Below are 26,187 nucleotides of genomic sequence, written 5' to 3' on the forward strand. Positions count from 1 at the left end.
TCAGCCTCCTTTGCCGGGTGCCGTGATGGCCGACGGGGCCGCATCGGCGCTCGTGAGCGCCAGCGGTTCCGGCGTCACACCAGTGAATTGGCTAATGCTATTGCTGCCAAGACGCATCTTGAGCGACAAAGGGGTTAACTGTGCGCGCCAGGTGGTATGCCACCAGCCGGTACTTTCGGTCGTCACAGGAATCGCCACCAGCGCCATGTGTTGCTTTTGTGGGAAGGGGTAATAACCGGCCACAATAGCGATATAGCGGCTGTTTTCACTGCGGTCGATATGCAAGGTGGTACTCTGTCCCGGCATTGCAGGGTAGCGATCAACTTTCAGAATATCGTCCTGCGCGCCGGCTGCGCTGAACAGGTTTTTCAGTTTGAAGGGGCTGGACAATAGCTTATTCAGGGTGCTGGCTTTTTGCGCCTGAACCACCAACAGGGTGCAGCTGTTGGCGATCCCCTGAAGGGCGTTCAGGTCGGGATCGGTTTGGATCTCCAGGGCAATAGCGCCCTGGGAAAAGGGGGCGGCGACCTGGGCGATGGCCTGTTTTTCACTGGTTATCGCGCCAGGATCTGCGGCACAGCCGTTAAGCAATGTGCCTGCGAGTAAGAGTATAAGTGGCGTTGTTGTGCGCATTACCGGGAACGTCCTGTTAATACGTTATTGATTTCATTCATGCTATTGCTGTCGTTCAACATCTCTTCCAGCCATTCGCTCAGGGTCATATTGGCCCAGCGGGCGGCACGTTCCATCAGAAACGGCACCGGGCTGGAAGGTTCGGCCTGACGGAAATATCCGGCAATAGACAACATTTGGTTGATCGCGAGCTCGCGATTCATACCGGATGGCGTGGAACATGAGGGCGCATCACCAAACGCGGGAGCGCCTTCCTCCGGCATCGGGGCCAGGGCGATGAAATCATCGGCAGGCGGGATCGCACGCTGCGTCAGCCGTTGCAGGTAGTCGGTGAGGTCTGCCAGCATTTGCCGGGTCTGCGAAAATAGCTCGCCCTCAAGGTCCTGGCTGAGAGACGCGTAGCGTTCCTCTAATTGGTCAAACGCGACGCCAAGCTGCTCCACGACGCTGGCCTGTTGAGCAATCTCAATGGAAGAAAAATTCGCCGCCTGCCGATCAAACGTCGCCTGAGTCAGGTCCCCTTCCTGGTGAATTAACTCATCGCGCTTGTCGGGTTGAGTGTTGAGCTTGTGCTCGAAGGCAAGGATTTGCCGCCAGCGAACCAGGGTCGTATCTGCCTGGCGCAGAAGAGGTTTGCGAAAAAGCTGCTGGCTAAGTTCTCTGTCGAGCCGCAGCAGTTTGCTCCGGCGTATGGCGATGCCTTCTTCCTCAAGGGAAGGCCAACACTGAAACCAGAAACGGGTGATAAATTCGCTGAGGAACTCCATCGCCGCCACCAGCCCGGTCAGTCCGTGTTGATGGCACAATGCTTCAACAAACCAGCAGGCCAACTGCAGGTCTTTACTTCGCTCGCTCAGCGCTTTTTCGCTGAGGATGCGCACCCGGTTCCAGTCGGCTTTGCGTGGTTCGCTGACCGACCATGCATCTTGCGGTAAATAGTCGGGGTCGCTTTCGCGTGCGTCCCGGATTTCATCGAAAAGGGGGTCATATTCCAGGTTGTCGCCAGCCGGGTTTTTCGGGCTTATCGGTGCTAGCAGCGTGGACATATCGGGCAGCATGAAGGTCTTCCTTTATCCAATTAACACTGTGGGGCAACCGGCGACAATCGTGCCACCATGGGCACAACTGTCACCCATTCGTGCGGCGGGCTTATTGCCAATCAATACTTTCGTGCTGCCCATGACTATCGAATCAACCGGGCCGACGCAGGTCACCATTGACCCGACGGTGGCGGCGGGCAATCCGCCAATCAACACCGTCGGGACACCGGGTGGCATGATTGGGCCGCCGACATGAGGGATGGGCGGCAGGCCGGGCGTGACCATCGGGCAGACGTGCATATCGGATACGCGGGCAGCAGGTTGAGCCATTATGAGACCTCCAGCATTGCACTGCGGGCGATTAACTGGCTAACGCCATCGGCCGGGTTTTCTGCCAGCTGGGCGGCCAGCATTACCAGCGCACAATGCATCATCTGTGGACTGAGCTCTGGCTCGGGATACACGGGCGGCAAGCCATCCGGGCTCATGCTGCCGTGCGACCAGAATTGTGATAGCGCCAGCGCGCCTATCGGCGTGCTAAAACCCAGCGTTTTGGCTTGTTCAAAGAGCTGCCAGCGGCGGCCCTCTTCTGGCTGACGATACTGCCGGGCAATGGTATCCAGCAGCGAGTGAGTGGTGGTTGGCATCACCTCACGCAGCAGCGCAGTGAGCCGTAATCCAAGCATCAAAGGAGGAAGAGTGCGTGCCCAGTGCCGTAAATCGTCTTCCCACTGGCTGGTTTCAGGTGGCTGTAGAGCCAGATTGTGTTGTGTCATATTGCTTCCTTAGCCGATATTGATAATGCCGCCAGAGACCTGGGTCATCCCACTTCCCGATACCGTCGTCATCGCGCTCTTTAGCTCTGCGGTTCCACTGCCTTCAATCTTGACGGTCATGCCATTAATTGAAATGCCGCTGGCCGACAGGCTGATTTTATTGCTGCCGACTTTCAACTCGATGGACTGGGTGGATTCCAGGGTGAGTGCCTTATCGGTTTTGACGCTACCGCTACCGCCAGCCACTTTCAGGGCATAGTTGCCGTTATTGAGTTCAGTGGTGGCATTGCCGGTGACTTTGTGCTGCCAGTTGCCTTTTTCGAGCGTGACGCTCATGTCACCCTGCTTGAGCAATAACTGATCGTTGCCTTTGGTCAGTTCGGTGCTGCGGTTGGCAGCGATGGTGCTGGTTACGTCGTTTTTGACCGTCAGCGACAGGTCTTTCTGCGCGACAATAGTCAGCAACTCTTCGCCTTTTTTATCGTTAAAACTCAGCCGATGACCGTCATCAACGCTGCCGTCAGGGGTGCTGCGGGTGACAAAACCACTCTCGCTTTTTTCATCGGGCAGAATGAAGGGCGGTTTATTCAGACCGTTGTAGACGGTGCCTGTGACCAATGGGTAATCCTGGTGGCCCTGCACGAAACTCACCAAGACTTCACTCCCGACGCGGGGAATGAACTGGGCGCCAAATTTACCTCCCGTCCACGGCTGAACGACTCGCACCCAGCAAGAGCTGGTGTCGTCGTGTGGATACGCTTTATCCCATGGAAACTGGATTTTGATACGTCCATATTCGTCGGTGTGGATCTCTTCTGATGATGGGCCGACCACGGTGGCTGTCAGGATGCCGGAGATCTCCGGCGGTTGTGGATAAGGTGGGTGCCACGGCTGGTCGTTGCTCATCGCCTGTATCTGACAACGGTAGTCGCTGCTGTTATCGTCAAAATTGTTGACGGCATTAAAGGTCAGCGACTGAATACGGTATGACTTATCACCCGACGGATGACCGGTGAGGGTGAACGTTTCTCCGCTGCATAGCCAGTGGGCATTGACTGTTGCGTCAAAGAGGCGAGTGTTGGCCTCGCGTGCGGCCAGAGCCTGTTGCGCCTCCCTTGAAATCAGCGAGCGTTCGCCCTGTGGCGTGATATCAGTAAAGGTGACAGCATCGACGTGGGCATTCGATCCACTGGTGTTCTGCTGGTCGTCAATGGAGACCGCCTGCGGCATGTTCACGCCTTGCAATGCGATACCGGCAGGCAACAACATCACTGTTGAAGCCCAACTGTCGATATTGCCTTCGGTGAGGATGTTGCCATGGTGGTGCCAGGTGAGTTTATCGCCAGGGATGGCACTATGGCTGGCAGGATGATCGGCCAGCACCAATGTGTGCCCTGATTCGCTGTGGCGGAAGAAGTAGTAAATCCCTTCTTCTGCCAGCAGGCGCTGAATGAAGTCAAACGCGGATTCGCGGTACTGCACGCAATATTCTCGTTTGGGGTAACTGCCGTGCAGTTGCAGATCCAGTTGGCTAATACCGTGGTCGCTGAGCAGTGTACGCACCAGGTCCGGTACGCTGATATTTTGCCAGATACGCATAACCCGCCCCATTTTCAGCAACGAAAGTGTTGGCTCTAGCGTCAGGATGCATTCAGCTTCGTCCGGCGTGCGCTGCGCGTAACGAATACGCGTCACGACGCCGTGTAGAACACGCTGTGGCAATTCACGGCTGCCATCGCCAATCTGGCAGCTCGCCGCCTGGTTGTGCCAGCGGGTCAACTGGGCTTCACTCATTCTGGTCAGCGATCGGAGTTCATATCTGAAAGGTGACGACAGCGATTCATTCCCCTCAAGGGCAACGAGCAGCAACGAATCGGCAATGTCGCCATTCCAGCGCAAAAAGTGGTTTTGCTGATTCGAACCAGGTTGGTCAATAAGTGACATACGGAAAATCCTGATTAAAGGGTGGGGGCAGGCAGTCGTACCTGATGCAGGTGCGACGTGTTGCTATGGCCAAGACAAAGATCCAATCCTAATGCACTCATTCCCAACGGACGGATAGCCTGGTCGGCGCTGTTGATATCCAGGGAAACGGAAAAATCCACCACCGGGCCGACATACTCGCGAATCCGTTGCCAGAGTTCCTGCCATGTGCTTCCTGGTGGCATAAAACGGCGCGAAGCGTCAGGTGACATTGGCCCCAGCACCACATCGAAATGGGCATCAACTTCCCGGCGGACGCTCCCCATCATTGGGGCGGTAGCCAGGGTTTGTGCTGGGTTGCCGAGCTGGCAGCGCTCATGTTCTGCTACTTTGCGCCAGCCGCCAGTGAAGGGGGTAATTTGCACTGGCACACCAAACAGCAGGTTTAGCCAGTGCTCAAGATTGACCATCGAGCGCACCCGCGAGGCGAACAAAGGCGCATGTTGTGCTAATGCTGGTGAAACATCGGACATCAGCAGGCCGCTTAACGCCAGAATCGCTGTCTGCAAAGGCGGTTGGCCCTGAGATTCGGCCAGCGCACACAGGTGATGTTTTTGCCAGGCTAAATAATCAAGGCAGTACAAGCGATGCCCGAAAAGATCGATAAACGCTTTCGCGCTGCGGTCGCTGTAGCGGAACTGGCGCTCAATCATCCACTCGCTGTAGGCCGTCGGCAGAGCACCCATTGCACCGGTTAAACCATTGTGCCAGGCCGTCACTTGCAGCGGTGAATCGAGCGTTTCCTGATAAAGGCTTTCCACCTGGCCGTTAGGCGCATCAAGGGAAAGCGTGGACGTTATTTGCAGTTTTTCATCCAGCAGTGTGGCATCCGGCGTGCTGCCATCGCGCAATTTGCGTAGCAGCAGTCGAATCTGCTGGTAGAAATGAAACTTACTCACGATGGAAATCATAGCCATGACAGTTTCCCCGCCCGAATGGGCCATACGCGACGCGTCTGCGCTTCATGCTCAATGCAGGTGGTGAGACGGGTAAAGCTGTTGACCGGAGCGTACAGCGCTAGCAACCGATCGAGCAGACAACAGAGCAGGTAGTATTCTGGCTCCTGTAACGCTTCACGAGCGAAGGTGATGGTCAAATCAATGCCGCGTGCCAGCGAATGCGGATCGTTGTTGATAAGCCGGGTGGTGACCGGCTGGCAGGTCAAATCCTTAATAAGAGACAGCATTCGCGGTTTATGCTGGCTTTCGTCAATAGCGTACAGCGCCAGAGTGTCTTTTAACCGCTGTGTACCTTGTTCGCCGTCCAACAATTGGTAGTTAAGCGATAACTGTGAAAGGAAACGCCAGCGCAGCGCGCTCTTGTCCGTCGGATTCACCTGGCGCGTAGGATGGGTAAGCGCGACGATTTTCAGCCCGGCAACGGGCGCATCAAGGTCAAAATCCCCGTCCGGGTGACCATACTGCATCTGATGCGCCAGTCCGTGATTGGTACACTTGATGTTAAGCGTGATAATTTCTGGGCCACCGGGCGGCTGGCGATTAGGGCGCTCGCTGAAGGCGATAAAGGGTTTGTGCTCTACCTCTCGTACTCCAGGTATTTCGCGGCGAAAGAATTGCCAGTACAGGCCTGAATCTTCCTCTGAGTTGACGGCTGGGCGGCTTTCCAACAGTGGAAGCACGGGAAAATGGCCGATTCGGTTATCAACTTTACGCTGGGCGGAAACGTGATCGATGGCCCAGACATCAATGTGCTTCTGATGCCGGGTATCCGGCACGATGGGGTAATCCGCCATGGCGTCGGTCAGCGTAATGGCTTCGGCACGCTGGGAAAACAGATTGACCGCGGGCGTACAGTGCAAGCGGAAAAAGTTCTCGTCTACCAAAGGAGCGAGATTTTCCAGACGTTCAGTCAGATGGCTACGCTTAAAGACCGCTTGCAGCTCAAATGCGCTGTTGCCAGCCGCACTAAAGCCAGTGGGTAGCTGAATATCGATGAATGAAAACTTCTGCGGGAACCAGAAGTAATCCAGCAACAGGACGTGAATAGGCGCAATGTGCGAATCCCGGGTGAGTAGCGCTTCCCCAGCGTCAAACCCTACCGGGCTCAATGCGCTACTGTTCAGAGGAATATTTACGTCGCCCTGCCGCAAGGTAAGGTTTTTAATCTCTGAACACAGCAGGGTATAAAGGATGTTTACCGCGTTGCCGGGGCCGTGAAGGTACAGGCGAATGTTGTCGTCAGCTTGTATTGCGCCAGGCCATACCTTAAAGCCCAACTGCAATTGCCAGCTCAGTTCGTCACTGTCAAAACGCAGCGCCGTGGTGTCAATCGACAGCGGTTGCAGCGTCACCGGATAGACCGTCTGAAACTGGCAGGACAGTGGCGTATTCTGCCGTGTAAAAAGCGTCGTTTCCGCCGCCAGCACGTTTTTGCCGGTGATCCCCGATTTTTGCGGATCCGGCGACATCATCACGATGCAGGCTGACGGTAATGGACGTAAAAACTGGGGTGCCAGAGTTGAAAGCAGAGCATCAATAACCTGGGGAATATCATCGTCAAGGCGCTGGTGGATGCGCGAGGTCAATAAGGCAAATGATTCAATCAGGCGGCTAACGTGTGGATCTTCTGATTCGCCTTCAACCATCCCCAGGCGACGAGCGATTTTGGGAAAACGAGTGGCAAACACCTGGCCGTGCTGTTTCAGAAAACTCAGCTCTTTCTGGTAATACGAAAGCAATCTATTCATTGAAATAGAATCTCCCGGTACTATCGTTCCACGTCAATTCCAGTACGATCGGCGTAAGAAAAAAAACACCGCGCAGAATAAAACAAATGGTGTGTGAGTCGGTCATATTACTGGTCAATGAAATCTGAGTCAGACGAGGTTCAAAACGTGCAATGGTATTTTTTAGGCGTGTTTCCATCATCAGACGTCGGGAGCCGATTTCATTTGTTTTGCTGAATGATTCATCAATGCCGTAATTAAGCACGGAGGCGTTAATCAGCGGAATATTCTCGATGTCAGGAAGTCGTGCGCGTGATGTTAATAGCATTTTAAATTCGCTGAGCAATACCTCATAGGGTTGTAATGCCCAAGGATAATCATCCTCTTCACGCAAAGGATAATTATCGCTGAGTCTGGAAAGCAGAGAGGTGGTCATGAGCAGCATCCTGAAGCCCGGCCGCCAATAGCCGCCGGGTATACATGTTACAAAAGGGCTTTTTGCGGGATGTCGTACTTGATCGGCCCAATCTTATCGAGCGCAGTTTCCGCGGTATTGGGTACGTTAAACGTGACTTCTACCGTACCTTCAAATGCAAAAGACAGATCCATAAATAATTTGTTGCGCATTTCAAAATTAAGACTCTGAATTTTGCAATTATTATAAACGGTGCGTTGAATTTCATAATTCTGGTTTAACTTGTCAGAGCCGCGATGCACAATGGTAATCACAATTTCTTTATAACCGCGTTTTAAATACTGCTCGAAAAGATTGCTCGTTTCTTTAGTGACCAGAATGGATGATTGAATCGAATCAAAATAAGTCCCGTCTGGACCCGATACCGTTGCGAGCCCTGCAGGCGCGTAACCTTCCATCCAGTTTTTATAAGCACTTTCCTCTGATGAACCTGAAATTATTTTATTATCAATTTTAATTTCGATGAATTGACAATCCGGTAATTTAGCCATTTTCTTATTCCTGTATTGACAAGGGGGTTATGCGTTAACAGCGGAAGGTAAATCCGCTACCAGCCGCAAAGACATACTTAAACCTTCGAGCTGGAAATGAGGTTTCAGCCAGGCGATAGCACGATAAGCGCCTGGAAAACCTGGAACTTCGACGACTTCAACTTTAGCTTCGCGCAGAGGGTAGCGAGCTTTGGTTTCTGGACCGGCATTATCAGAAGCCACGACGTACTGCATAATCCACTTCTGCAGATACTCTTCACACTCTGTGCGTGACATAAAGCTGCCCACTTTGTCGCGGACGATCGATTTCAGATAATGGGCAAAGCGTGACGTTGCAAGAATGTAGGGCAACTGACTCGACAGACGAGCGTTAGCATTGGCCTGGTCAGAGTTATACAGACGGGCTTTGTTTATGGACTGCACCGCGAAAAATGCCGCATAGTCGGTGCCTTTACAGTGGACCAGTGGAATGAAGCCCAATTCAGAGAGCTCTTTTTCCCGTCGGTCAGAAATCGCAATTTGAGTAGGACACTGCATGGTACGTTCACCGCTACTGGAAACGTAGTTATAGGCAGGAAGCGATTTCACCAACCCACCGCCTTCTACACCACGGATAGATGCACACCAGCCATACTCTTCAAAGGATTCGATAATCCGTCCGGCAAGCTCCCACGCAGAGTTCATCCACAGATAGTCACTGCCGGCTTCGTCTTCGCGGATCTGTTCTTCGAAAGTAAAGGTTTCAGCCGGGATAGTTTTGGTGCCGTAAGGTACGCGGCTTAGCACTCGCGGCAGAGTAAGGCCGATATAGCGGCTGTCATCATTCTGGCGGAAAGAACGCCAGCGGGCATAGTCTGTGGTATCAAAAAGTTTCGCCAAATCGCGTGGGCGAGGCAGCTCGGAGAAATCATTCATCGATAACATGCCCGGCGCGATGGCGCTGAGGAATGGCGCGTGCGCGGCAGCGGCAACATGAGATATTTGCTCCAGCAGATTAATATCCTGCGGAGTATTATCGAACTGGAAATCGCCGACAAAGGCAGAGAATGGCATGCCACCAAAGGTGCCATATTCACTTTCATATACACATTTGAACAACATCGATTGATCAAAATCGCTGGCCGATTTGAAATCCTTAATCAAATCCTGTTTGTTGCATTGCAACAGACGAATTTGCGTATTGTCGGTAACACTGGACTGCACTAACTTGTGCAGCCCACGCCATGCGGATTCTTTCTTCTGAAACTCTGGCGCGTGGATAATCAGACTGACCTGTTGCGACAGTAGTTCGTCGATTGCTGTAATACGTTGTTCAATACTGCCAATGAGATCGCCAGAAATAACCACTGAACCTGACAGAACTTCAGCCAGAAAATGGTTCAGTTGCGACTTCATGCGATCACGATCGGATTCACGCCGGATAGCCTGAGTATTGTCAATAACCTGGTTAAGGTAATCATCATTAAAAGAAGATTCGGTTACGGGGTTCTGAATCAGTTCGCTACTCATTCTTCATCGCCTCTCAGGTCATCGTTTTTACCCAACAACGCGTTTTGTTGTCTGGCCATTTCTGCTAGTTGCTCTTTCAGGCGTTCGTTACTGGCAGCACGATTACGCAAATCGCTTAATTGTTCGCGTAGTTCCATCAGTTTGCGCAATGGTTCAACCTGGAGGACAATATTGTCCGGAGAAAAGTCATCCATATTCTGGAAGGTTAGCGAGATGGCCAGCTTTCCTTCCTGTTCTGGCAGAGCACTTTCCACCAGAAATTCCGCTTCCGGCTTCATGGAGGACATAATCTCATTGAAATTGTCTTTATCTATATTCAAAAATTTACGATCGCGCAGGCTGTCAGTCGTTTGAGTAAAATCCCCCATCACGCCAACAACCAACGGTAATTCTTTTGCCGTTTGGGCATCTCCGACTTCAACATCGTAAGTAATTTGCACGCGCGGCGGCCGTGCTTTATCTAATTTATGCTGTGTATTACTCATGAGTCTGTCCAGTGTTATTAATTAAGAACGGTTCCGGATAATATTTACCAGTCGTTTGGCTGTGGGTGGAATAAATTATCGCGAGTCTTTTTTGTTAATGCTCTATGTGCTGACTCAAATTTCTGTAAGCTAACTGATTCTTGTCTGTCGCCATATTTGAAATAAAGCACCAACATCTGGGAATAAATTGAACCATAACGGAATACGTCAGCAATATTGGCGGGATTAAATATCTGGTTTTGTGTAACAGCTTCGCCAATCGGTAAGACCTCTGCAAAAGTATGGTAGCCACCAAAATTCATAAAGGCGGCTGCTGCAAGCACCATCGGTAAGACTGATTTTTTATCGCCATAAAGGGAGTTTTCTTTCAGCCCCAGCATAATCATGGCTAACAAAATATCCGTTGTTCCACCGGACTGAGCCCCCGCAGAGGGGTAGCCAAAGTTACTGCTATCCAGGCTATAGGTGCCGTAAGGTTGCCATCGGTTAATTCCTACGCCATGGTTAAAATAATGATCTTCAATTTTCTGTTTAAGTTTCTTAAACAGACGATCATCAGGAAATTTGTTAAACTCATCCTCTGAAAGCATGAAGGGGCGATTCAGGTCACCAATCGGGGCATCAAAGCGATCGATAGCGTTGATTCTGGCATTGCGCACTGTACCATTGTCCAGTAAACCCCGTAGTTGCCGAGTTTGTTCCTGTGAACTAGCATGTTGTATTACCTGGCCGAAACCCAATCCATGGCTGGCGGCATTGGTATAAACACCATCAAATTTTTTATTCGTTTCTTTATTCATAAGTGGCATACGCTCACTACGGGCGCGAGAAATAGAACTATCAAAAAGCGCCGAGCGGGTTTTTTGTTTGAATTCATCAAAGCGGGAAGTCAGGTATGCGATATGATTTTCGGGGCTAATATTATTGGGGAAACTACCGACAGAACCCAGTAAATCAGTTATCACTTGTGTATTGGTGATTTTCTGCTCCGGGTTAATTACAGTTAAAAGCTGCCAGATAGTTGTGCCGAATGAGCTAACCGCTTTCATTTTAGTTAGCATAAGAAGATAGCCATTATTCGGTGCAAGAGGTTGCCTTAACTGCTGAATTAACCATTGCGGTGTGCTTCCTTCGATGTCAACAGGCATACGTCCTATTTGATCTGAACCGCTGCTCATGGGATTAAAAGTGGTACGTGTAAATACTTCAAGTAATGGCATACGAGCATTATTGAAAAAAACATCTTGCTTATTTTGTAGTAGTTTCTCAAATACGTCAGCAAGCGTTAACGTATAACGGTCAAGGACGATTGCAATGCCGCCAGGCTTATCGAGAATAGAAATTGAAATGGCTGCTTCCAAATATTTATTGTAGCTAATTAATTTTTTCTCATCTGCGCTTAATCTTACGCCAGTTTCTGAAGTGATCACCGATTGTTTATAACGAACAGCCTTTAGATGACCATCGTCAGCAGCAGTGATTTCCTTTCGAGAAACCAATGCACTTTTGCTGGAATTGTCGTTATTTATTTTGCTATTTACTGCCCGATGAAAACTTCGCATAAGCTACTCCAGAGCTAATATATTCCAGTTTCTGGATGATATCGGCTTTTCGTTAAAGGAATTAGAAACAGCATTATTAAAGACTAATGGGATTAGATTAAACCTAAAAGAAGCCTCTTTTGGGATAAGCATGACCATTTCCCACCACAAAATAAACATGTATTTTTCGATCGATTTATTTTAAATTGATCGGCAAATCCTATCAAATCATTATATAATCTTTGGTGTATATAAATTTAGTTACAAAATAATTAATGGCGATCAATACTATGTTCGTTCGATTGGGTGTTTTTTTTGTTAAAAATAAATGTTTTTTGTATCAAACCGAAACTAAAGAAATGGATATTCATATTTGATGTTTAAATCGTTTGTTTTGCGGTCTATTGAATTTTATTTCTGAATAACGGGTGATGTTATTTTGTAATTATTTATTAAATATTTTATCCGTGTGTTAATTCGCCAAAACATATGAATAAATTAATGGGAATCCATGTAATATTCAAATTGTGAATTTTCGCACGTAGAAAACCACCTGACATGCAGTTGGTGTAAGTCTCCCTCATCATCGTGTCATTCACATTTAGAGATCTTCCGGCATACTCATTCTGCCAACGAAGGGGATCATTATGCGTAAAGCCCGTCGGTAATGCCTCCAATTAGTAGAACATGTATTTTTCAATGAAAGCGCCGATAACTTTTTCATGCAACTCAATCGAGCGTGAGAAGCAGAGTGTTTTTCGGGCCAGACGCTTGATACGGGTTCTTAACGTCAGATTGTTACGCTCAATACGCTGAGTGAATATTTTGCCTGTCAGATGCTTATTCTTCGGGACTTCTCGGGCATAGCTGCCCTAGTCATCACTGGTTATCATACCGATGTTAAAAGGGGTTAGTCGTGCCAGCAATTCACGGCAGGTTTCATCTGTTCGCGGGCCAAAAGTGTAAGCCTGTCCCCCGTTTTTGTATTGCAGGCATACCAGAGCCAGTGCTGGCGGGCTTTACTGCCGACAACACTCCATTGCTCGTCAAGTTCGCAGATGAGCGCCACATCCGCATGGGCGACCGGGGATGACGTTATTCGCTTCGGCGCGAGTTTTTTAAAGTGCGAATGACGGTGTTAATGCCGATTTTCAGCGTCCGCAGAAGAGACTAATCGTGCCATTTCTTTTCCTTAGAACCCAAAAGAACCCAAAAGAACCACAATTTATGCGTGGTCATTTCAGGTTCTCTTCCAGAAAAAAATGTGTCTACTATTTTTTCTACACTAACTTCTCATGGTAACAAACTCTTCCGCAGCGGTCGGGTGAATTGCCACGGTGTTATCGAAGTCTTTCTTGGTTGCGCCCATTTTCAGCGCCACTGCGAAGCCTTGCAGGATTTCGTCCATGCCAAAGCCGATGCCGTGGATACCGACGATTTTCTCTTCAGGGCCCACGCATACCAGCTTCATGCGGCACGGCTGACGGTGAGAGGTCACTGCGGTGTACATGGCGGTGAAGGAAGATTTGTAGACCTTCACGGCATCTTCGCCGAACTGCTCACGCGCTTGTGGCTCGGTCAGGCCCACGGTGCCGATTGGCGGGTGGCTGAAGACCACAGTCGCGATGTTGGTGTAATCCAGATGCTCTTCCGGCTTGTTGTTAAACAGGCGTTCAGAGAGGCGACGGCCTGCCGCAACGGCAACCGGAGTCAGTTCTACGGCACCGGTGTTGTCGCCAACAGCATAAATGCCCGGCACGCTGGTGTTCTGGAACTTATCGACAACGATGTAGCCTTTGTCGTTGGTTTTCACCCCGGTCGCGGCCAGGTTGAAGTTGTCGGTTTCTGGCTCACGGCCAATCGCCCAGATCAGGCTGTCGACGGTCTGGCTGCGACCATCTTCCAGTTCCAGCGTCAGGCTGCCGTCGGCATTTTTCACAACCGCTTTCGGAATGGCGTGGGTGTGCAGCGTTGGGCCTTCAGCGGCCATCACTTCTACCAGCGTTTCAACAATCATTGGATCGAAGCTACGCAGCGGCGCGTGTTTGCGCACGAACAGGTGCGTTTCAGCGCCCAGACCGTTAATCACGCCAGCCAGCTCAACAGCGATGTAACCTGCGCCCACAACGGCAACACGTTTTGGCAGCGCTGGCAGCTCGAAGAAACCGTCAGAGTCGATACCGTATTCCACACCTGGAATGTTCGGGTGGCTCGGGCGGCCGCCGGTGGCGATCAGAATGTGGTCTGCCGTTAGCGTTTCACCGTTCACTTCGATGGTTTTCGCATCAACAAAGCGTGCAAAGCCTTTGATCACATCGACATTGTTCTTGCCCAGCACGTTGTCGTACGAGGTGTGAATGCGGTCGATATAAGCGGTGCGGCTGGCAACCAGCTTGTTCCAGTCGAAGTGGTTAATGGTGGTGTCGAAGCCGTAGTCTGGACCATACAGATGGATGGCCTCGCGGATTTGCGCGGCATGCCACATCACTTTTTTCGGCACACAGCCCACGTTGACGCAGGTGCCGCCCAGCTCTTTGGCTTCAATCAGCGCACATTTCTGGCCATACATGGCTGCGCGGTTGATGGAGGCGATGCCGCCGCTGCCGCCGCCGATAGCGATGTAGTCATAATGCTTAGTCATAGCTTCTTCCTTAATCGTTGATTGCCGCGATTGTATACCTGGAATCCATAGGTTCCACCGATGATTGTGATTACTCTGGCACGATCCAGCTGACGGTGGTGTGGCCGGTGCCGCTCGGGACCAGCGTTTTGTGCAGCCACGGCAGCACGTTGTTCATCTGCTGTTCGAGCTTCCACGGTGGGTTAATGACGATCATGCCGGAGGCTGTCATGCCGCGCTGGTCGCTGTCCGGGCGGACGGCCAGTTCAATTTGCAGAATGCGGCGGATGCCCGTGGCTTCTAGCTCTTTAATCATGCGTTTGATCTGCGCACGCAGAACGACCGGATACCACAGCGCGTAGGTGCCAGTCGCGAAACGCTTGTAACCTTCGCTGATCCCGGAAACCACCGCCTGATAGTCGGTTTTAATTTCGTAAGGTGGGTCAATCAGGATCAGACCGCGACGAGACTGCGGTGGCAGTTTCGCTTTCAACTGCTGATAACCATCGCCTTTCGCCACGCGGGCACGCTCGTCTTTCTGGAACTCTGAACGCAGCAGCGGGAAATCGCTTGGGTGCAGTTCGGTCAGTTCCAGGCTGTCTTGTTCGCGCAGCAACTGGCGGGCAATCAGCGGGGACCCTGGGTAGTAGCGCAACTGACCGCTGCGGTTAAAGTGCTGTACCACGCTGATGTACGGCTCCAGCTCGGCAGGTAAATCATCCTGCTGCCAGATACGCGCGATACCTTCCAGATATTCACCGGTACGTTCTGCATGCTCGCCGCTCAGCTGATAACGCCCGGCGCCCGCATGAGTATCGAGATAAAGAAACGGTTTCTCTTTCTCTTTCAGTGATTCGATGATCAGGCTCTGAACGGTGTGTTTGAGGACGTCGGCATGGTTGCCTGCGTGAAAGCTGTGGCGATAACTGAGCATGGATACGGGTGTTCCGAAGTAATAAACGATGCCGACAGTTTACCGCAGATTGCCGTAGATTACCGCTGAAGCCTCACGATGGACTGGCAAGGGTGACAGAATCGACCAACACTATGAGGGGCATCGTGCGTAATGGCTACTTAAGACAGGACTCAACATGAATCATCGTCTGGCCTTTTGGGTTTCCGTGTTGTTGATGAGCTCGCCCGTTATGGCGAAGGAGATGTCGATTCCCGGCTCGGCGGAAGTGGCCGACAGGGTTTCGCAAGCGTCTGAACTGCCTGCGTATGTGAGCCTGGAAAAAGAGGTGCTGGCGGCGCTGCGCAAATCATTGCAGGGCACCGCTCCGGCGCTGACGCGTGACAATCTGGAGAAAAGCACACAGTCGTCCACTCAGGCTGATACTGCCTGGCTGAAAGCCAGTGGCTATGACTTCCAGACGGCCGCTTTGCAAAAGCAGGGGATTCAACTGCTTTCCGGTTTCAGCGACCTGCCGGAAAACACGCTGAAAGCCAGCCTGCAAACGGTGATTATCATCAATCAGGACGCGACGGAAAGCCTGCGCCGCCAGGCGCTGATGGATGCTGAAGGTATCAGCTATTTGTGGTTCCTGAGTGATGCGCTGGGGCCGCGGTTGGGCAGGGCGTTTATCACCGCCTACGGTAAAGGTGAACTCAGTAAAGCGGCGGCGCTCATCAAAGCCAGTGAAGTCAGTACCGGGGCGGCCAAAAAATATTTCCGCTATGGGCGGCCTTTCCTGGTGCAGGGCAGCGGCATTTATCTGGTGCCGGATAACACTGTTGTGAAAGATTTGCATCCGTATAGCGCAGATGGCGGCTCTTTTCCCAGCGGGCATACCAATACCGGCGTAACGGATGCGACATTACTGGCGCAAATGTTGCCCGAGCGCTATGAAGCGCTGATGGTTCGCGGTGCGCGCTATGGTTACTCTCGCGTCGTGCTCGGTGTGCATTATCCGCTGGATATTATGGGCTCGCGAATGGTGGCCCTGAGCAACGTGACGCACTATCTGAACGATCCCAACTATCGCCGCTTGTTTAACGAGGCGCGGGATCAGCTTCGAGCAGCATTGGAAAAAGAGTGTGGCGTGCCGCTGGCAGACTGTGCCCGTTCTGATGCGAAAGAAGATCCGTGGCACAACCCGGAGATGCGTGATTTTTATCGCTATACCCTGAGCTGGGATCTGCCGAAACAGAAAGGCAGTAAGAACGCATTGAAGGTTCCATCTGGAGCAGAAGTGTTGCTTGAGAGCGCCTTGCCTCACCTTTCTGCGGCTAAGCGGCGAGAGCTTTTACAGAAAACGGCCTTACCTGCGGGATATCCGCTTTCCGGCAGCACGCCTGAGCAGCAGTTCTGGCAGCGGGTTGATCCTGTTGCGGCTTACGTGGCGGGGAAGAACTCGCATTAACAGAATGCCGGGTGGCGCTAACGCTTACCCAGCCTACTTTTCCCCGTAGGCCCGCGCAAGCGTCAGCGCCGCCGGGCATTTTCCTGTTGCAGTAATCAGCCTTTGCACGTGTTCCGCTATTGAAATCCTCTACACTTAACCCCATTCTCACTCTTATCGGTAAAGCGCCGGACGTGCGCTGTGACATTCACTTTTTTCAAAGGACCGCGCTTATGACCAATCCATTACTGACGCCTTTCGACTTACCGCCTTTCTCAAAAATCCAGCCAGAGCACGTCGTGCCAGCCGTCACCAAAGCGCTGGATGATTGCCGTGCGGCGGTGGAAAGCGTTGTGGCGCAGGGCGCGCCTTATAGCTGGGAGAATCTCTGCCAGCAGCTTGCGGAAGTGGATGATGTGCTGGGCCGTATTTTCTCCCCGGTGAGCCACCTGAATTCCGTTAAGAACAGCCCGGAACTGCGTGAAGCCTACGAGCAAACCCTGCCGTTGCTGTCTGAATACAGCACCTGGGTCGGTCAGCATGAAGGCCTGTATCAGGCATATCGCGATCTGCGTGATGGCGACAAGTACGCGAGCCTGAACACCGCTCAGAAGAAAGCGGTAGATAACGCGCTGCGTGACTTTGAATTATCCGGTATTGGTCTGCCAAAAGAGCAGCAGAAACGTTATGGCGAAATTGCTGCGCGTCTTTCTGAGCTTGGCAACCAGTACAGCAACAACGTACTTGATGCCACTATGGGCTGGAACAAGCTTGTCACTGACGAAGCAGAGCTTGCCGGGATGCCTGAAAGCGCCCTGGCAGCCGCCAAAGCGCAGGCCGAAGCGAAAGAGCAGGAAGGCTATCTGCTGACGCTGGATATCCCAAGCTACCTGCCAGTGATGACCTATTGCGACAACCAGGCGCTGCGTGAAGAGATGTATCGCGCTTATACCACGCGAGCTTCCGACCAGGGGCCAAATGCGGGAAAATGGGACAACAGCCCGGTGATGGAAGAGATCCTCGCGCTGCGTCACGAACTGGCGCAACTGCTGGGCTTTGAAAGCTACGCGTTTAAATCGCTCGCCACCAAAATGGCGGAAAACCCGCAGCAGGTGCTCGACTTCCTGACCGACCTGGCAAAACGCGCTCGTCCTCAGGGTGAGAAAGAACTGGCGCAACTGCGTGCTTACGCGAAAGCCGAGTTTGGCGTGGATGAGCTTCAGCCGTGGGATATCGCTTACTACAGCGAAAAACAGAAACAGCATCTGTACAGCATCAGCGACGAACAACTGCGTCCTTACTTCCCGGAAAACAAAGCCGTTAACGGCCTGTTTGAAGTGGTGAAACGCATTTACGGGATCACCGCCAAAGAGCGCACCGATATCGACGTCTGGAACCCGGAAGTGCGTTTCTTCGAGCTGTACGACGAGAAAAACGAACTGCGCGGCAGCTTCTATCTCGACCTGTATGCGCGCGAACACAAACGCGGCGGGGCGTGGATGGACGACTGCGTGGGCCAGATGCGTAAAGCCAACGGCGAGCTGCAAAAGCCGGTCGCTTACCTCACCTGTAACTTCAACCGCCCGGTGAATGGCAAACCTGCGCTGTTTACGCATGACGAAGTGATCACCCTGTTCCATGAGTTCGGCCACGGTCTGCATCACATGCTGACGCGTATCGAAACAGCCGGTGTGTCCGGTATTAGCGGTGTGCCATGGGATGCGGTCGAACTGCCGAGCCAGTTTATGGAAAACTGGTGCTGGGAGCCGGATGCGCTGGCGTTTATCTCCGGGCATTACGAAACCGGCGAACCGCTGCCGAAAGAGCTGCTGGATAAAATGCTGGCCGCGAAGAACTACCAGGCGGCGATGTTTGTGCTGCGCCAGCTGGAATTCGGCCTGTTTGATTTCCGTCTGCATGCTGAGTTCAACCCGCAACAGGGGGCGAAAATCCTCGACACGCTGGCCGAAATCAAAAAACAGGTCGCTGTGGTGCCGGGTCCGTCATGGGGCCGTTTCCCGCACGCGTTCAGCCATATCTTTGCTGGTGGCTATGCGGCGGGTTACTACAGCTATCTGTGGGCCGACGTGCTGGCAGCCGATGCTTTCTCGCGCTTCGAAGAAGAAGGCATTTTCAACCGCGAAACCGGGCAGTCGTTCCTCGATAACATTCTGAGCCGTGGCGGTTCCGAAGAGCCGATGACGCTGTTCAAACGCTTCCGTGGCCGCGAACCGCAACTGGATGCGATGCTTGAGCACTACGGCATTAAGGGCTAAGCGTTTCGTGAAAATCTGTTTAGTGGATGAATCAGGCGCCAGCGATGGCGCCTTATCTGTTCTTGCCGCCCGTTGGGGGCTGGAGCACGATGCCGAAAACCTGATGGCGCTGGTGCTAACGCCGGAGCATCTTGAATTACGTAAACGCGATGAGCCAAAGCTCGGCGGGATCTTCGTGGATTTCGTGGGCGGCGCGATGGCGCATCGCCGTAAGTTTGGTGGCGGTCGCGGTGAAGCGGTGGCGAAAGCGGTCGGCATCAAAGGCAGCTATTTGCCGGATGTGGTCGATGCAACAGCCGGGCTTGGGCGCGATGCGTTTGTGCTGGCTTCCGTGGGCTGTCGCGTGCGAATGCTGGAGCGCAATCCCGTCGTCGCGGCATTGCTGGATGACGGGCTGGCGCGCGGCTACGCAGACCCGGAAATTGGCGGCTGGTTGCAGGAGCGTTTGCAATTGATTCACGCCTCCAGCCTGACGGCGCTGACCGATATCACGCCGCGCCCGCAGGTGGTCTATCTCGACCCGATGTTCCCGCATAAGCAGAAGAGTTCGCTGGTGAAAAAAGAGATGCGGGTGTTTCAGTCGCTGGTGGGGCCGGATTTGGATGCCGATGGCTTGCTGGTGCCTGCACAACAGCTGGCAACGAAGCGTGTTGTGGTGAAGCGCCCGGATTATGCGCCGCCGCTGGCAGATGTCGCGACAACCAACGCGGTGACCACTAAGGGCCATCGGTTTGATATTTATGCTGGCACGCCGGAATAAAAAAGCCGGGTGGCGGCTTCGCCTTACCCGGCCTACGTTTCGTGTCAGGGGGCTTTGTAGGCCCGGTCAGCGCTAGCGCCACCGGGCAATCACTTACTCGTCTTCGTCATCGCGCAGCGGGACAATCAGCATGTCCACGTGCACGGTGTTAATCAGCTGACGAGCAGAAGACATCAGCTTGCTCCAGAAGTCCTGATGGTGACCGCAAACCACCAGGTCCATATCGTATTTCTTAATGGCGTCTACCAGCACCTGGCCCAGATCGCCGCTGCCGCTCAGGGTTTCGGTAATCGGGTAACCGGCGTTGGTGGACAGCTCAGACAGCGCGTGGTGAGTCTCTTCCGAAATGCGTTTCTGCATATCACCGAGGTTGACATCAATCAGGCCGGTGTAGAGATCGGAGTAGTTCACATCGACATGAATCAGGGAAACTTTCGCGTTGTAAGGGCGGGCCATGGAAACAGCCTTGTCGACCAGGACTTTGCTCTCTGGTGACAGGTCAACGGCGATAAGAATGTGTTTGTAAGCCATAGTGTTACTCCTTCCTTAAGTGATGACTAAGTGGTTATGCCTTAAGTGTAGACAACTCAACCTTAAAACTCCCCTCAGGCTACGTCAATCTGCCTTGATCACCAATCAGTTAAACAAATCTTTCCGCTTGAACAATTGATAACGGTTAAGGATGTGGCAAAAAAATCCGCTGATCTCCTACACTATTTAAAGAGCCGATCGGTTCGCGTTCTGTGATCGGTTTCTCACTCTTTCACTGACTGTCTGTCGAGTTTCGGGTTGCGGTAGTCCCGGAGAGGTTCTCCGTGGGCGGGTCGCCGGGGAGGAGGTATGGTAAGCACTGTCGCACTGTTTTGGGCTTTGTGTATCGTTTGTGTTGTGAATATGGCGCGCTACTTCTCATCATTGCGCGCACTGTTGGTGGTGCTGCGTGGTTGCGATCCCTTGCTCTATCAGTATGTGGATGGAGGAGGCTTTTTTACTTCCCATGGTCAGCCAGGTAAGCAGGTGCGTCTGGTGTGGTACATCTACGCGCAGCGTTATCGCGATCATCATGATGATGAGTTTATCCGGCGCTGTGAGCGTGTTCGTCGTCAGTTTGTGTTGACCAGTGCGCTGTGCGGGCTGGTGATTGTCAGCATGATTGCGCTGATTATCTGGCACTGATTAACGATAATGAGGCATAAAAAAACGGGTCAGTTTCCTGACCCGTTTTTGGCGTTTCCGCACGCTTAGATGAGCTTCAGGCTGAGCCAGTACAACACGCCGGAAAGGATAATCGCTGCTGGCAGGGTCAACACCCACGCCATCAGAATGTTGGTCACGGTTCGGCGCTGCAATCCGCCACCGTCAACGAGCATCGTACCGGCAACAGAGGACGACAGAACGTGAGTGGTGGACACCGGCATCCCGGTGTAGCTTGCCAGACCGATAGAGACGGCTGCGGTCATCTGCGCGGACATGCCCTGAGCGTAGGTCATGCCTTTCTTACCGATTTTCTCGCCGATGGTAGTCGCCACGCGACGCCAGCCGATCATCGTACCAATGCCCAGCGCCAGTGCGACGGCCATGATAATCCAGATTGGCGCATACTCGATGGTATTGAGCATGTCGGTTTTGAGTTTCTTCAGCAGACGCTGATCGTCGGCGCTCACGTCAGGCAGCTTCGCCACTTTATCGGTGGTATCAGAGATGCACAGCATGATGCGACGCAGCTGGCTGCGCTGATCGACGCTCAGCTTGTCGTAGCTTTCGACATTGTTCGCCAGCATCCCTTTCACGCGGTTCAGCGCGTTAAGGGTATTGGCTGAGTGGCAATGGAACTCGTCAGGCGTGGTCGTGGTCGCTTCCGGTGAAGGAATCCGTTGATCAACGCCGGTCACTTTTTTCAGCAGATCAGGATGCTGCTGGAAATAGATTTCGACGTTGTTCACGGCATCGCGGGTACGGGTAATGTCGTAACCGGACGCATTCATGTTCACCACGAAACCAGCCGGTGCCACGCCAATCAGAACCAGCATCACCAGGCCAATGCCTTTCTGCCCGTCGTTTGCGCCATGAGAGAACGCCACGCCGATAGCGGAGAGGATCAGCGCAATACGGGTCCAGAATGGCGGCTTTTTCTTGCCGTCTCTCTTTTCACGTTCCGCTGGAGTGAGGTGAATGCGAGCGCGTTTTTTGGTGCCGCTCCAGTAACGACGCAGGATGAAGATTAACCCCCCCGCGACAACCAGACCGACAATCGGAGAGATAATCAGCGAGCCGAAAATGCCCATCACTTTCGGGATATTCAGCGCGTCAACCACCGAGGTGCCGGTCATCAGCGCATTGGTTAACCCAATCCCGATGATCGCCCCGATAAGCGTATGCGAACTGGATGCAGGCAGGCCGAAGTACCAGGTTCCTAGGTTCCAGATAATCGCGGCTAACAGCATCGAGAAGACCATGGCGAGACCATGGGCAGAGCCCATATTCAGCAGAAGATCCGTTGGCAGCATATGCACAATCGCATAGGCCACGCTCAGACCGCCTAACAGCACGCCAAAGAAGTTGAAGAGGGCCGCCATCACCACCGCGACCTGAGAACGCATAGCGCGGGTGTAGATAACGGTCGCTACTGCGTTTGCAGTGTCATGGAAGCCGTTAATCGCTTCGTAGAACAACACAAACCCCAGAGCAAGCAATAATAAAAGCCCGGTATGGAGATCCAGGCCGGCAAATAAATGTAGCATAGGACGTTACGCCATTTTGAGGACATGAACGCGGCGCATTATCCAGGACAAACGCAGCGTGGGCAAAGAGAAATATAGACTTTTGTTGATATTTGTTCACTTCGGTAAAATTGCTGTCAGTAATTATCCTATATGTTTCAACAGTATGACTGGTGATGAAGAAAATCTTACTGGTCGTACCCGCCGGTAAAATTTACACTTCCCGACATTCAAAGAAGAGGAAAAGTCTGTGGAAAGGTTTGATGCCATTGTTGTCGGTGCGGGCGCGGCGGGAATGTTTTGTGCGGCCCAGGCAGGGCAGGCCGGTGCGCGGGTGCTGCTGCTGGATAACGGCAAAAAGCCTGGTCGCAAAATTTTAATGTCCGGCGGCGGGCGCTGTAACTTCACCAATATGTATGTCGAGCCCGCCGCTTACCTGAGCCAGAACCCGCATTTTTGCAAATCTGCGCTGGCGCGTTACACCCAATGGGATTTCATCGAGTTGGTCGGGAAGTACGGCATCGCCTGGCATGAGAAGACCCTTGGGCAGCTTTTCTGCGACGACTCCGCGGAGCAAATCGTCGATATGCTGGTGGCCGAATGCGCGAAAGGCAATGTCACAACGCGCCTGAGAACGGAAATTCTCAGCGTCGAGCGTGATGAAGAAGGCTACGTTTTACAGCTGAACGGCGATGCAGTGGCGGCGAAGAAGCTGGTTATCGCCAGCGGTGGTTTGTCGATGCCGGGTTTAGGCGCCTCACCGTTTGGCTACAAAATTGCCGAGCAGTTCGGCCTGAACGTGCTGCCGACGCGAGCGGGCCTGGTGCCGTTCACGCTGCATAAACCTTTGCTGGAACAGCTGCAGGTGCTGTCCGGCGTTTCTGTGCCTTCGGTGATCACCGCTGACGACGGCACGGTGTTCCGTGAGAATCTGCTGTTTACCCATCGCGGTTTGTCCGGCCCGGCAGTCCTGCAAATCTCCAGCTATTGGCTGCCGGGTGAATTCGTCAGCATCAACCTGCTGCCAGAATGCAGTCTGGATGAGTTCCTCAACGAGCAGCGTGCAGCACATCCAAATCAAAGCCTGAAAAATACGCTGGCGATGCAACTGCCGAAGCGTCTGGTCGAGTGCCTGCAACTCTTGGGGCAAATTCCGGATGTGCAGTTGAAGCAGCTCAACAGCAAAAATCAGCAGCAGCTGGTTGAAACGCTGACAAACTGGCGAGTGCAGCCCAACGGCACTGAAGGCTATCGCACGGCGGAAGTGACGCTCGGCGGCGTGGACACCAACGAACTCTCTTCCCGCACCATGGAAGCGCGCAAAGCTCCTGGTTTGTACTTCATCGGCGAAGTGATGGATGTAACGGGTTGGCTAGGCGGCTACAACTTCCAGTGGGCCTGGGCTTCTGCCTGGGCTTGTGCGCAGGCTTTGGTGGAGGCTTTGGTGGAGGCGTAATTCTGCTCTGCGACGGGTGATACCTGAGATGTCTCTCTAAACGGAGGGATGTCAGGCCTGTTACCTGAGGTTTTTTTTGGAATGAAATGAATTCAAATTGTTTAAAATTCAGAAACAATTCCCTTCTTTTATCATGGGTATGGTTCAGGTAGCATTTGCAGCCCAGTCACGGATGACCACATAGAGCACGCATGAGCCTTTTTACTATTCTTTTGATTACCTTTGCCGCTAAGACCCTGATTTCTTTTGTTGTTTATCTTAAAACTAAACACGTGATCGCACGCATGAGCCTACCTGCTAAAGGGATGGTGATTAGCAGTAGCTGGCTATTCAGCTATGGCATTTCCCAGCTTGTTGAAGAATTTACCTGACCACCGTGCCAGGCAGCACCCGGCGAACAGCCAGCAGATGGCTGTTCCGGTAAGGGTTGCTTAGCCTTTTTCCCTTTTTTGAGCTGTGCCGTCGTCGTACGCGGCTGAATAATCGTAAAAGCTTCCTGATAAAGTCGTTATTTATAATGGAAATGTTGATGATTGGGTGAAATATAACTGCAGTTGAACCTACTTATTTTATGTAAAGGGAATAAGGTCAAATATTCAATATGTGTTTTGAAAAAATCCTTATTGAATATCATTTTGTTCTGAATTTGTCGCGACTGTTTTGATGTAAATCTGGCTAATCAGGTCGTGAAGCTGAGAGCCGTTGCTGTGTGAGATGGCGGTTTTGATGCGCAACATTGCCAGCGTGTTTTTCGACTTCATACGCAGCTTGTGTTGAATATTTAGGCTGGAGACGGAAGTTCCTTTTGTGTCTTCGACGAAACCCCGTCGGACGAAGGCGGTGAACATTTCGGTTTTCACGAACTATCCATGTTAAAGCAACCAGAAGGGGCGGGGAATTAAATGTGAAATGTGACGAAGTTCATTAAATAGCGTGCAGAATATATTTCCCGTTTAGCATCCGTTGACATTATTAACAAAACCTTAGGATGACAGTTTTATTAAGCTTCGATAAAAATTTATTTCACTGACAAAAAGGCGCGTCACATAACTCTATGAAAAATTTGAATTTGCCTTGATTTTTCGCCCGCCATGGTCTTTCTTAATACTATCCTAATAAACTTTGACTACTTTTGAGTACATTGAACTGGCGTTTATAAAACACGGCCATTTGACCCACTTTATTTTTACTTCGTTTAACTTCATAAGCGCACGATAGTCGCGTTATTCCCACTATTCTGGGTGAGGACAGTCAATGAGTGAATTTCTACCCTTCTCACGTCCCTCAATGGGCGACGAGGAGTTTGCTGCGCTTAAAGAGGTGCTGCAGTCTGGATGGATAACCACCGGGCCAAAAAATCAGCAGCTCGAAGAGGCATTTTGCACCCTGACCGGAAATCGCCATGCGATAGCGGTAAGTTCCGCAACCGGCGGGATGCACGTCACGCTGATGGCGCTTGATATCGGCCCTGGCGACGAAGTGATTACCCCTTCGCAAACCTGGGTTTCCACCCTCAACATGATTGAACTGCTTGGCGCGACGCCAGTGATGATCGATGTTGACCACGACACCCTGATGGTGACGCCGGAAGCGGTTGCTGCGGCTATCACCCCGAAAACCAAAGCGATTATCCCTGTTCATTACGCTGGCGCGCCGTGTGATATCGACGGTATTCGCGCCGTGGCGGAACAACACGGCATTCCAGTGATTGAAGATGCGGCCCATGCGGCGGGCACTGACTACAAAGGCCACCACGTTGGGGGCAAAGGCACCGCCATTTTCTCTTTCCACGCGATCAAAAACATGACCTGCGCGGAAGGGGGCTTAGTGGTGACGGATAACGATCAACTGGCTAATCGCATTCGCAGCCTGAAATTCCACGGGCTAGGCGTTGATGCCTACGACCGTCAGACTCACGGCCGAGCGCCGCAGGCAGAGGTGATTTCCCCTGGCTTCAAGTACAACCTGGCGGACATCAACGCGGCCATCGCTCTGGTGCAGCTCGACAAGCTCCCGGAAGCGAACCGTAAACGTGAAGCCATTGCTCAGCGTTATTTGAAAGAGCTGGCCGACACGCCCTTCCAGCCGCTGACGATTCCTGCCTGGCCGCACCAGCACGCCTGGCACCTGTTTATCATTCGTGTGGATGAAGCTCGCTGTGGCATCAGCCGTGACGGCCTGATGGAGCAGCTCAAAGCGCAGGGCATTGGCACTGGCCTGCATTTCCGCGCGGCACACACCCAAAAATACTATCGCGAACGCTACCCGAATCTCTCTCTGCCAAACACGGAGTGGAACAGCGCGCGCATCTGTTCATTGCCTCTTTTCCCGGATATGACTCATGACGACACAACCCGCGTCATTTCTGCGCTCCGTCAGCTCGCAGGACATTGA

The 26,187-nt window shown here is 52.3% G+C and carries 25 protein-coding genes and 1 pseudogene; 7 read left to right on the plus strand and 19 right to left on the minus strand.

Annotated elements, in window-relative coordinates; all coding sequences use genetic code 11:
• From tssJ to ACLW56_RS12550, 16 genes and pseudogenes are all read right to left on the minus strand, one after another.
• Window positions 1–633 carry a type VI secretion system lipoprotein TssJ gene (tssJ, locus tag ACLW56_RS12475; RefSeq protein WP_330984089.1) on the minus strand — a complete coding sequence of 211 codons (633 nt, stop codon included), beginning with the start codon at window positions 631–633 and terminating at the stop codon, window positions 1–3.
• Entirely contained in the window at window positions 633–1,691 is a 1,059-nt protein-coding gene (gene tssA / locus ACLW56_RS12480) for a type VI secretion system protein TssA (protein WP_330984090.1), read from the minus strand. Before tssA ends, tssJ begins: the two co-directional genes overlap by 1 nt.
• A gap of 12 nt (window positions 1,692–1,703) precedes the next feature.
• Window positions 1,704–2,003, minus strand: a complete 300-nt coding sequence (locus ACLW56_RS12485) for a PAAR domain-containing protein (RefSeq protein WP_330984091.1) — start codon at window positions 2,001–2,003, stop codon at window positions 1,704–1,706.
• A complete protein-coding gene (locus ACLW56_RS12490; protein ID WP_330984092.1) occupies window positions 2,003–2,449 on the minus strand; it encodes a DUF6931 family protein in 447 nt (148 codons plus the stop codon). Before ACLW56_RS12490 ends, ACLW56_RS12485 begins: the two co-directional genes overlap by 1 nt.
• 9 nt (window positions 2,450–2,458) lie before the next feature.
• A complete protein-coding gene (locus ACLW56_RS12495) occupies window positions 2,459–4,393 on the minus strand; it encodes a type VI secretion system Vgr family protein (RefSeq protein ID WP_330984093.1) in 1,935 nt (644 codons plus the stop codon).
• Between the two features lie 14 nt (window positions 4,394–4,407).
• Window positions 4,408–5,349: a type VI secretion system baseplate subunit TssG gene (tssG, locus tag ACLW56_RS12500; RefSeq protein WP_330984094.1), complete on the minus strand. Its 942-nt coding sequence runs from the start codon at window positions 5,347–5,349 to the stop codon at window positions 4,408–4,410.
• The gene (gene tssF / locus ACLW56_RS12505) at window positions 5,340–7,139 is read right to left on the minus strand and encodes a type VI secretion system baseplate subunit TssF (protein WP_330984095.1); all 1,800 of its coding nucleotides are present in this window, start codon (window positions 7,137–7,139) and stop codon (window positions 5,340–5,342) included. Before tssF ends, tssG begins: the two co-directional genes overlap by 10 nt.
• Window positions 7,132–7,554, minus strand: coding sequence for a hypothetical protein (locus ACLW56_RS12510; RefSeq protein WP_330984096.1), 423 nt, complete (start codon window positions 7,552–7,554; stop codon window positions 7,132–7,134). Before ACLW56_RS12510 ends, tssF begins: the two co-directional genes overlap by 8 nt.
• 47 nt (window positions 7,555–7,601) lie before the next feature.
• Entirely contained in the window at window positions 7,602–8,084 is a 483-nt protein-coding gene (locus tag ACLW56_RS12515) for a hypothetical protein (RefSeq protein ID WP_330984097.1), read from the minus strand.
• Between the two features lie 27 nt (window positions 8,085–8,111).
• Window positions 8,112–9,593 carry a type VI secretion system contractile sheath large subunit gene (gene tssC, locus ACLW56_RS12520; RefSeq protein WP_330984098.1) on the minus strand — a complete coding sequence of 494 codons (1,482 nt, stop codon included), beginning with the start codon at window positions 9,591–9,593 and terminating at the stop codon, window positions 8,112–8,114.
• Complete coding sequence (gene tssB, locus ACLW56_RS12525) at window positions 9,590–10,078, minus strand: type VI secretion system contractile sheath small subunit (protein WP_330984099.1); 489 nt, start codon at window positions 10,076–10,078, stop codon at window positions 9,590–9,592. The genes tssC and tssB overlap by 4 nt, the downstream gene beginning before the upstream one ends.
• A gap of 44 nt (window positions 10,079–10,122) precedes the next feature.
• Window positions 10,123–11,640, minus strand: a complete 1,518-nt coding sequence (locus tag ACLW56_RS12530) for a hypothetical protein (protein ID WP_330984100.1) — start codon at window positions 11,638–11,640, stop codon at window positions 10,123–10,125.
• A 656-nt stretch (window positions 11,641–12,296) separates the two neighbouring features.
• Window positions 12,297–12,688 (minus strand): annotated as a pseudogene (locus ACLW56_RS12535) (IS1 family transposase).
• Between the two features lie 26 nt (window positions 12,689–12,714).
• On the minus strand, window positions 12,715–12,783 hold the full coding sequence (locus tag ACLW56_RS12540; protein ID WP_415377798.1) for an IS1-like element transposase: 69 nt from the start codon (window positions 12,781–12,783) through the stop codon (window positions 12,715–12,717).
• A 121-nt stretch (window positions 12,784–12,904) separates the two neighbouring features.
• Complete coding sequence (gene gorA / locus ACLW56_RS12545) at window positions 12,905–14,260, minus strand: glutathione-disulfide reductase (protein WP_330984101.1); 1,356 nt, start codon at window positions 14,258–14,260, stop codon at window positions 12,905–12,907.
• A 70-nt stretch (window positions 14,261–14,330) separates the two neighbouring features.
• Entirely contained in the window at window positions 14,331–15,173 is an 843-nt protein-coding gene (locus ACLW56_RS12550; protein ID WP_330984102.1) for a 23S rRNA (adenine(2030)-N(6))-methyltransferase RlmJ, read from the minus strand.
• A 157-nt stretch (window positions 15,174–15,330) separates the two neighbouring features.
• Between ACLW56_RS12550 and ACLW56_RS12555 the strand changes: the two genes are divergently transcribed.
• The 3 genes from ACLW56_RS12555 (at window position 15,331) to rsmJ (ending at window position 19,617) form a co-directional block, all read left to right on the plus strand.
• A complete protein-coding gene (locus ACLW56_RS12555) occupies window positions 15,331–16,602 on the plus strand; it encodes a phosphatase PAP2 family protein (protein ID WP_330984103.1) in 1,272 nt (423 codons plus the stop codon).
• A gap of 212 nt (window positions 16,603–16,814) precedes the next feature.
• Entirely contained in the window at window positions 16,815–18,857 is a 2,043-nt protein-coding gene (gene prlC / locus ACLW56_RS12560; protein ID WP_330984104.1) for an oligopeptidase A, read from the plus strand.
• A gap of 7 nt (window positions 18,858–18,864) precedes the next feature.
• Window positions 18,865–19,617: a 16S rRNA (guanine(1516)-N(2))-methyltransferase RsmJ gene (gene rsmJ / locus ACLW56_RS12565; RefSeq protein ID WP_330984105.1), complete on the plus strand. Its 753-nt coding sequence runs from the start codon at window positions 18,865–18,867 to the stop codon at window positions 19,615–19,617.
• A gap of 93 nt (window positions 19,618–19,710) precedes the next feature.
• Here the strand turns inward: rsmJ and uspA are convergent, their stop codons facing one another.
• On the minus strand, window positions 19,711–20,148 hold the full coding sequence (gene uspA / locus ACLW56_RS12570; RefSeq protein WP_253381264.1) for a universal stress protein UspA: 438 nt from the start codon (window positions 20,146–20,148) through the stop codon (window positions 19,711–19,713).
• A 309-nt stretch (window positions 20,149–20,457) separates the two neighbouring features.
• On the opposite strand from uspA, the gene uspB reads away from it, so the two are divergent.
• Window positions 20,458–20,793 carry a universal stress protein UspB gene (gene uspB / locus ACLW56_RS12575; RefSeq protein ID WP_330984106.1) on the plus strand — a complete coding sequence of 112 codons (336 nt, stop codon included), beginning with the start codon at window positions 20,458–20,460 and terminating at the stop codon, window positions 20,791–20,793.
• 65 nt (window positions 20,794–20,858) lie between these two features.
• On the opposite strand, the gene pitA is transcribed toward uspB, so the two are convergent.
• Entirely contained in the window at window positions 20,859–22,358 is a 1,500-nt protein-coding gene (gene pitA, locus ACLW56_RS12580) for an inorganic phosphate transporter PitA (RefSeq protein ID WP_330984107.1), read from the minus strand.
• Between the two features lie 229 nt (window positions 22,359–22,587).
• Here pitA and ACLW56_RS12585 point away from each other — a divergent pair, with 229 nt between their 5' ends.
• Window positions 22,588–23,793 (plus strand): NAD(P)/FAD-dependent oxidoreductase, encoded by a 1,206-nt coding sequence (locus tag ACLW56_RS12585; protein ID WP_330984108.1) that lies wholly within the window; start codon window positions 22,588–22,590, stop codon window positions 23,791–23,793.
• Between the two features lie 191 nt (window positions 23,794–23,984).
• On the plus strand, window positions 23,985–24,164 hold the full coding sequence (locus ACLW56_RS12590; RefSeq protein ID WP_330984109.1) for a hypothetical protein: 180 nt from the start codon (window positions 23,985–23,987) through the stop codon (window positions 24,162–24,164).
• Between the two features lie 249 nt (window positions 24,165–24,413).
• Here ACLW56_RS12590 and ACLW56_RS12595 read toward each other — a convergent pair whose 3' ends face one another.
• The gene (locus tag ACLW56_RS12595) at window positions 24,414–24,653 is read right to left on the minus strand and encodes a hypothetical protein (protein ID WP_330984110.1); all 240 of its coding nucleotides are present in this window, start codon (window positions 24,651–24,653) and stop codon (window positions 24,414–24,416) included.
• A gap of 394 nt (window positions 24,654–25,047) precedes the next feature.
• Here ACLW56_RS12595 and arnB point away from each other — a divergent pair, with 394 nt between their 5' ends.
• Window positions 25,048–26,187: a UDP-4-amino-4-deoxy-L-arabinose aminotransferase gene (gene arnB / locus ACLW56_RS12600; RefSeq protein ID WP_330984111.1), complete on the plus strand. Its 1,140-nt coding sequence runs from the start codon at window positions 25,048–25,050 to the stop codon at window positions 26,185–26,187.

The organism is Pantoea sp. sgz302252, assembly GCF_047713085.1.
Taxonomy (GTDB): Bacteria; Pseudomonadota; Gammaproteobacteria; order Enterobacterales; family Enterobacteriaceae; genus Scandinavium.